Origin of the sequence: Geobacillus sp. ZGt-1 (assembly GCF_001026865.1) — a bacterium.
Taxonomy (GTDB): Bacteria; Bacillota; Bacilli; order Bacillales; family Anoxybacillaceae; genus Geobacillus; species Geobacillus thermoleovorans.
Genome location: NZ_LDPD01000006.1, coordinates 64,504 through 72,559, shown reverse-complemented (window position 1 = coordinate 72,559; position 8,056 = coordinate 64,504). Strand labels below are relative to the sequence as shown.

The 8,056-nt window shown below is 55.9% G+C and carries 4 protein-coding genes and 3 pseudogenes; 1 reads left to right on the top strand and 6 read right to left on the bottom strand.

Annotated features, from left to right (window positions below; translation table 11 throughout):
- The 6 genes and pseudogenes from VU18_RS01340 to VU18_RS01325 all read right to left on the bottom strand — a co-directional run.
- Window positions 1-872, bottom strand: an 872-nt coding sequence (locus tag VU18_RS01340) for a TIGR02679 family protein (RefSeq protein WP_236687238.1), incomplete at its 3' end; no start/stop codon positions are given.
- Window positions 869-1,207: pseudogene (locus VU18_RS18665) on the bottom strand (SbcC/MukB-like Walker B domain-containing protein); the annotation flags it as partial. The gene VU18_RS01340 and the pseudogene VU18_RS18665, both read right to left, overlap by 4 nt.
- Before the next feature lies 1 nt (window position 1,208).
- Window positions 1,209-1,389: pseudogene (locus tag VU18_RS18660) on the bottom strand (SbcC/MukB-like Walker B domain-containing protein); the annotation flags it as partial.
- A 2-nt stretch (window positions 1,390-1,391) separates the two neighbouring features.
- A partial coding sequence (locus tag VU18_RS01335) for a TIGR02680 family protein (protein ID WP_236687237.1) occupies window positions 1,392-4,990 on the bottom strand: 3,599 nt, incomplete at its 3' end.
- Complete coding sequence (locus VU18_RS01330) at window positions 4,950-6,146, bottom strand: TIGR02678 family protein (RefSeq protein ID WP_014194803.1); 1,197 nt, start codon at window positions 6,144-6,146, stop codon at window positions 4,950-4,952. The genes VU18_RS01335 and VU18_RS01330, both read right to left, overlap by 41 nt.
- A gap of 2 nt (window positions 6,147-6,148) precedes the next feature.
- Window positions 6,149-7,639 (bottom strand): TIGR02677 family protein, encoded by a 1,491-nt coding sequence (locus tag VU18_RS01325; protein WP_014194802.1) that lies wholly within the window; start codon window positions 7,637-7,639, stop codon window positions 6,149-6,151.
- 144 nt (window positions 7,640-7,783) lie between these two features.
- Here VU18_RS01325 and VU18_RS01320 point away from each other — a divergent pair.
- Window positions 7,784-8,056: pseudogene (locus tag VU18_RS01320) on the top strand (hypothetical protein); the annotation flags it as partial.

The following is an 8,056-nucleotide window of genomic DNA, read 5'->3' as shown; positions in this document are numbered from 1 at the left end:
GGGGCGCGGGTGTCAAGCAACGTCGAAAAAACACCGGCGTTTTCCACAATGTACACCGTCTTGCCGCGGGCGGGATGGGCGCCAACAAGCGACAAAACGTCCCTAAGCGGCATGTTCAGCGCCGTGTTCGCCTCCCAGGCAGCGGAGAAAACAGGATGCGGTCCGTCCTTGGTTTCAGCAAGAATGTTGGCGCATGTGACAAAGTTCAGGATATCCTCACGGAGCAAGCCGACGGACTGGAGCAACTCGTTGACGCTCTCTACAGATGCCATGTCCCAATCCCCGGGCACGGTCGCTTGCAACGCCGAAAGCAACAATCTCCCCGGTAGCGTGGACAAATCGAACGCATGCGGGTCGCCCGCCACTTGCTGGGCAAAGAGCGGGAGGCGCATGTATGACGGGAGCGGGAGGCGGCCGAGAGCCGCGCTGACAAGGCGGATGGCCTCCTCCAGGCTGCGGCGGTCGGTTTCGTACGCCGTTTGGACGAAGCGCTGAGGGCGGACCGACTCAACCCAATGATGCTCCTCGGTCAGACGCGCAAAAAAACGATCCCGTTCCTCTTCCTCCGCCTGGCGCCGTTCTTTGTTTGAGACAAGCGGGGCGCCGAAGTACTGTTCAAGCAGCTCGACAAGCCCAACGCCCGCAAACCTCGTCTGTCCGAGCTGTTTTTCAAACGCGATAAGGGAGACGCGGGAGACGTCTTTGCCGAAAAAGGCGGCCACCGCCTCCCGCTCTTCATCGGTGAACGCCTCTAAAGACACCGCGCCGCCGACGCGGCCGAGCGACTCGTACTTGTGCTTCATCTCGATAAACAGACGGCGGAAGCCCGGTTCAGAGCGGAAAAAGGCAGCCGCCTCCTTGGCCGTGCTCACGTCTCGATCGTCTCCCATTCTTTATCATTGACCATGAGCTGTTTGACGCGGCCGTTCCAACGGTAATGAATGACGGTCACAAACGACGCATTGCGCGGGCGGACGAGTTCGCAAATGGACAACGCGGGCACGGTGTCGTAGTCGCCCCAAAGCGCCTGCGAGTTCATGATATAGTTAAAGCCAAGCTGTTCGACAAGGCCGAACAGATTGCGGATGTTGTTTTCGTCAACGCCGGCGAACGCCTCGTCGAGCGAGATGATGTACGGGGCGTCATCGCCCGCTTCTTGGTAGCGCGAATACGCCGCGGCGAAAAGGGGAATGTACATCGCCATCGCNTTTTCCCCGCCGCTGAATTGGTAAAAGCGGTGGTTCGTCAGCTCGCGTTTCGGCTCGTTTGTTTTTTCATAGTACAAAGTGAAGGAAAACCATTTCCGATAGTCGAGCACTTCTTTAATGATTTGATGGAGCGTGCTGCCTTGGCCGCGCTCTTCAAGCAATTCGCGGGCGCGGGCGATTTNNGAGCGGAAATGGTTCGTCACTCGCTGTAAATCTTCCTCTCTAAGCAGCCGCGGATCGAGCCGCAACAGGCGCACCAATTCTTTCGTATCGAGCTCCGCTTCCGTCTCCGCCGTTTTCGGCTTCCATTGAATGGACAGCACAAGCCCTGATGATGTGTCGAGGCCGCCCATCAGTTTATTCATATCATTCACCCACCGTTCGGCGCGCTGAATGCGGCTGCGCAAAATGCGGCCGACTGATTTTAAGATGACGTCCTCATACAGCTCGCGGTCTTGTTCTTTCATATACTCGTGCTGCAAGACGATGTCGCGCTCCACTTCCGCCAGCACCGCAAACGGCGTGGCGCGCTCGCCTTTGTAGTCGAGGTAAATGACGTGCCGTTCTTGTTTCTCCCGCCAGTCCGCGGCTTTCATGGCCATCTCATCGTCTGGGGCAGCGGCGGTCCATTCGGGCTTCGTTTGTTCTTCCAGCGGCTCGAAGGACGCCCGGTATTCGGTCAAGTTGGACGACTCTTGGAAAAAGACGGTGTTCAGCCGCGCCAGAAGCGAGGAACGCGTCTCTTTTAACACTGCTTCGTACCGTTGTTTCGCTTCTTTCGCCTGCTCCAGGAGGGAGCGGGAACGATCAAGATCCACAAGCCCAAGCGCCGCTTCACGGGCAAACGACTTTTCCCACATCGCGGCGAGCTCGCGGGCGAACGCTTCCCGCCGCGCCTCTTTTTCCCGTTCTTCGGCCAGGCGCATGAGCTGCTGTTCCGTGCGCGCCCGTTCGTTGACAAGGCGCGGAATTTCTTGGCGCAAAAACGCCAATCGTTCTTGGATGCGGGCGATTTCGGCGCGAATGTCATCCGCTCCCATTTGTGCGAGCGTCCGTTCCATCTCAACGATCTCCAAGGAGATCCGCTCTTTTTCATCCCGAATCCGATTTCGTTCGCCTTTCGCTTCGTCGATCTCCGTTTCCAGCGCCGCGAGCCGCTCGCGCTGTTGGGCGATCATGGCCTCGGTATGGCGCGTTTCGCGGTAAAGCACTTCGAGTTCGTGCAAATGGCGGACGTACGATTTCATGGCGAGCTGGGCTTGTTCGCAGCCGTCCAAGGTGAAGGCTAAATCAAGCTCAGCCGATTCGTCACGAAGCTGCTGTTTGATTTGTTTCCATTCGCGCGCAAGGAGGGCCGCTTTTTCTTCTTGCCGCTTCCATTCCCGCTCTTTGCTTTCCGCTTGGCGGCGGGCTTCTTGCCCTTCCTCAAACGCGGTGCGCACATCGCGGTCCGCCGGGAAGGACGCCAACCAGTCGGCGAGCGCTTGGATGGCCGCTCCCACCGCCTGATGCTCACGACGTAGACGGTCGATCTCTTGTCCCACAGCGGCGATCTCGGCTTCCAGCGCCGCGATGTTCTCAAGCCGCCACCGCTCCCGCGCCGCACGGCCGATGAACATCGCCCGCGCTCTCCGCGGCGCATGGCCACGGACAAGGCCGAGCGAATAGCGTCCTGTTTCGTCGATCGTCATGCCGCCTTCTTGTTCCGCATCGGTGATCACGATGCTTCGGAGCACTTCGTCAATCCGCTCCGCCGACACAGGGGCATCCGCATCTGGGCGCAAATAATCGGCCAACGTATGCACCATATGAACCGGTTTCGGGATGAGCACACGGTCGCAGTCGACGTCGACATCGCGGGCCGCAATGAGGGCGTCAAGCAACCCAGCGTGCGAAAGCGCCGATTCGATCCGCTCGCGCACATCGTCAGGCACATCGTCGACAAATTCGACCGCGGCATAAAACGGGACAAACGGAATCCCTTCCCGTTCCAATGCCAAGCGGGCGGCTGTCGTTTGTTCATCCCGTTCGGGTTCAGGGTCGCGTTGTTCCCGCCATTGACGCAGTTCGGCCTCACGTTCTGCCCGTTTCTCTTCCAACAGACGGATGTCATGTTCGAGCCGCCATTTCTCATCCTTTTTCTTACCGACGGCATCGTAATACGCTTGAACGAACGGGCGCTTCAGATCATCGAGCGAATACAGCTCATAGAGGGCGCCCATTTGTCGCAAAAACGCCTGAATGTCCGCTTCGGAAACGTCGATTCCTCCTTGCTCGACCCAGGCAAGCACGGCTTGTTCAAACCGCTCTTTCTCCTGCTCGAGCAGCTCTTCCCATTTCTGTTGCTGATGACGCCATTCGTCCATTTCCCGCCGCCGCTCGCCCGCTTCGGTGCTCGCTTCTTCATAGCGTCGTTTCACATCGTCATGCCTGCGCCAAAGGCGCGCCAACTCCTCGAGCTGCTCGATATGGCGGTCAGCTTCCTGTTTCCAAGCGGCAAACGAAAACTCTTGTTGCTTTTGGCGATGGCGGTGAAAATCGTCTTCGTTCGTTTCATGCAAAGAAAAGGCTCCTTCTTCCGCATCCGCTCGCAGCTGCGCCAACTCGTCTTCAAGTTTCCGTTCAAGGTCATCCAGCCGCGCTTCCGATTCATCGAGGCGGCGGCGATGTTGGCGTTCCAGCCGTTCTTTTTCCGCGATCGTCTGCTCGTGCCGCTCCCACCGCTCCTGCAGACGCTCCCTCTCCGATTTCAACTGTTCATACTTCTCCGCTTGCTGGAACACTTCGTGGCCAGCCAAGTCGATTTCGCGTGAACGCAGCACGTCTTCTTCACGGCGGAGGCGGGTGATGGACTCATCAAGCTCATCAAGCGTCTTTCGCGCCTGCTCTTCTTCATCGTGAAGGCGGTGTTGTGCAGCAGCGAGCTGTTCGGCTTGCTTGACCGCTTTTACGTATTCTGTCGCCTTTTCGGCGATCATATATTCGTTGTAAAGGCGGTATTGATCGCAAAGACGCTTCAACGCCCGCTCGTCGCGTTCGAGCTGCTCAAGCTGCTGCTTCGCCTGGTCCATGTTTTCGATCGTGTCCGATAAATGGCGGAGCTCGTCGTCGGTCAACGGAGGCAGCGAGCTTTCCAAAATTTCATAAATCACGGTCGGCTTAAAGTCTTTGGACAGCTTCGGGCTGCGCAGTTGAATGAGCAGCTCGATCAATTCTTGAAACGCCTCAAGCGATTCAAAGCGAAACACATGCTTATTGACGAGCTCCATATAGTCTTTTTGCGTCTCGACGACCGTCCCGCCCGCGCCGAGCGCTGTGGCCAGCTCCCGCTTGGTCAGCGGGATTTTTTCACCTGTTTTTTCTTGTTTATACAACTGAAGGTCATAGCCGATGCGGCGGTTGTCAAAGAGGACAAACCCCCAGAAATCGAGGCTTTTTTGCCGCTTCGCGCGCAGGCCGATGCCCGTTGTGACGTATTGGTCGGATTCTTTCCGTTTATATTCCAAAAACAAATACCCGGTCCGCTCATCGCGATTGACGACATCTTTTTCCCCAAGCAAGTAGTCTTCCATGCGCCGCGCCCGTGAACCGAACGGATCGAGGCGATCGGGCGTCTTCTTGCCGTCTAAAAGCACCGGGATCAAGCTTTGCATCGTCACCGACTTGCCCGCCCCGTTGCTTCCCCGCAAGAGCAGCTTACCGTCAGCGAAATGAAAATACTGCTCGTCGTAATACCAAAAATTAATCAGCCCCGCACGATGAAGCACCCATGGATTCGCCATGTTCTCCTCCCTCTTTCGCGTCAAAATCATCCGGATACCGTCCCGACATCCGCCCGAGGAGGGGATAAAGGACGATCATTCCGGTGTCGTGCTCCACATCGGCCATGCGCCATTCGTTGAGCGCCGAAAGCACTTCGCGGACAAGCTCGGCAGCCGACATGTCGCGGTACGTTTTCCCCCACCCAGCCCCGTAGCGGCGCCGGCAATCGGCAAGCCAGGCGGAAAATTGTTCAGGCGTCAATCGTATGCGGCCGTATTCATCCGGCGGATATTCCCCAAGCCGCTCGCGCACCAAGGCGGCAAAATGAAGGATGACCTCCGACGTTCCTTTCTGATCAGGAAATACGGTGTACGGCGCCTGCCGTTCGGGAAGCGTCAACATGGCGGCGTTTTTGTACAATTCATACCGAAACGGCGTATGCGCTTCGATATCATCCCGCAGCCGATGGCGGAAGTTGCGCAAGTAGTAAAAGTCTTGCTCGTCCCCTTCCGTCCGGTGCACCGCCGGGGATAAAAACAGCTTTCGATACAGGCGATGGCGCCGATAATCTTGCGGTGATGCTTTCCACTCCTCGGCGAGCAATTCGTCGATCGATTCATATTGCAACAAATCTTTCGGATACGTGCGCATAAAATAACGAGCCAACACTGGCACTTCGTACAACGCCTCTTCCTCCACATGCTGGGCGAACGCCTCAATCTCCCCATCCATCCGGCGGACGAGTCCGATTTGTTCCGCCGTTTTCAACACGCGGATGAGCGCGCGCCGATGCGAATAGTTCGTCCAATCGACCGGTAGATCACCCGGGTACATGGCGCGGATTTCTTCACATACGTCAGAAAGCAAAAACTTTTCTTCCACTGCTTTTCCTTCCAAATACGCCATCAAACAGCAAAACAACGCATAGTCAAGCGGCTCTTGAAACGACTCGATGCCCATCCACGGCTCCGGTTCGGCGGGAATTTTCTCGAGCTTGGCAAAATAGCGGTGAACGATGAGCCGATAGCCAAACTTCTCCTCCACATACTTTTTCAACACATGTTCGCGCTCACGGACGAGCTGATACAAATCCGGCTCTTTGTCGCGAATGATCCAAAATTGTTCGAACAGCGCGGCGAGCGCCTCTTTCGCCTTGTCGTCAAACGCCGTTTCCATCCTCACTCACCTCGCGAAAGCACATGAATTTCGTAGTTCGGCATTACGAGTTCTCCATCTTCTGCGCGAAGGCAAATCGTCCCCTCTTTGTTCACCACGTTGACAACCCACCCGTTTTCCGTCTTCATTGCTTGCCCCTCGCGCCCCATCGCTTTGGCGATCCAGCCGAGCAGCGTTTTCCGTACGTATGGGGTCACCTCAGGAAGGTCGGCAAGCACGATTTTCCCGTCGGTCACAAATTGCTTCAGCTCGGCTTCCTCGCGCGCTTTTTCTTCCAAATAGCGAAGACGCGCTTCTTCTTTCTCCCGTTCTTTGTCTTCAATCGCCTGCGGCTTTTTCTTTTCCCCATAATGGCGGACGCGCGGTTTCGTCACCCACTCGGCTGGCGGCTCGTCCCATACGTCGCGGTATATGTTGTCTGTCGCCCCGAAATCGGCGACGAGATGTTTCGTATGGAAGCAACCGAACACGACCGCTGACAGGCAGTGCGCCTCTTCAATCGATTCAAGGCGGGAAAACCAACGGGCCAAATGCAAGTAGTCGCCTTTGCGGCTGCGAAAATGGTGATGCCGCTCGCCAAGCCGTTGCACGACGCGCGTCAGGCGGCGAATCGCCTCATTCGTCTGGTATTGCAAAAACGAAAGCTCGCTCTCGCGCCCATCGCGGCCTAAAAACCATTCGCACAGGCTGCGCCACGTCTCCCATTTTTCTTCAATCTGGACAGCGCGCGGCGGCAGCGCATCGGCAAAGCGAGGGATGGACCTCTCATAGTCGACGACATGCTCGATGAACTGCCGAACCCCGTCTTCCGGCAAGTCTTCAAGCAATTGCTCAATCTGCATCGACGTTTTTTGCAAGGCGACGATAAAATCGCGCAAATAAGCAGTAAACTGCTCTTTATAAACGAGAAACGACTCCGATGTCATCCGCTCTTCCAAATTTTCACCGTGCAAATAAGCGATATAGTCGGCGGAATTTTGGATGATTTTTTTGAAATAATCGAACGTCTCTTCCCATACTTGATGCATTTCATCCGGCTGCTCTTGAAAATCAGAGGCGATGATCGTTTCCATGCGAGAAAGAGAGGCATACAAACGGTCAAACCGCGTTCTCTCGAGCGACCCCCCAAATGAATCCCCAAGCTGCTCGAGCGTGCGGATCATCCGTTCGATTTCGACCGTGTACGGGCTGCATTGATAGCGGAACCGCTTTTTCTTAAACTCTTCAATCGTCCGCACGTGAGAAGTCTCTTGACGGGCGATCAAGTTGTTCCATTTGACGAGCTGGTCGAGGTCTTGCTGCAGCTCTTCCTCAGTGTAATCGGCAAACTCCTCGTGCTGCTTTAAAAAGGCGTACACTTCTTCCGGAAACAAATATTGCCGCATCCGCTCGTGCTGAATGTAGAAATAGCGCAAAATCGCCCGGTAGCGGTGCGCGTTTTCCGTCGATAAATATTTTGTTTCGACAATGGGCTTCAACCACGTGGCGTCCATCTCCGTCCACCTTTGCTTCGGTTTTTTCCTATGTTTATTGTAACGATTTTCTCCGCTCTTTTTCTAGCAAAAACCGTTTTCCTATTTTTTCTCGCCATCGGCGCGCGTTTTTTGTAAAATAGAGGGGAAAAGGAGGTGAAACGAATGGAAGCGTTGCTGCGGGAAATTTTGCATGAAGTGAAAGCGACGCGCACGGCGGTCGAGTCGCTCGAGCAGCGGGTTGGCGCCTTGGAGGGACAAGTGGCCAATCTCAATGAAAGAACGGGTGCCCTTGAAGTGCTGGCGGCCAACCTTAATGAACGAACGGGCGCTCTCGAAGCGCAAATGGCCCAGCTCAATGAGCGGACGAGCGCCCTTGAGCAACAATTCACTCAGCTGAACGAGCGGACAAGCAACCTCGAACACCAAGTCGCCCAA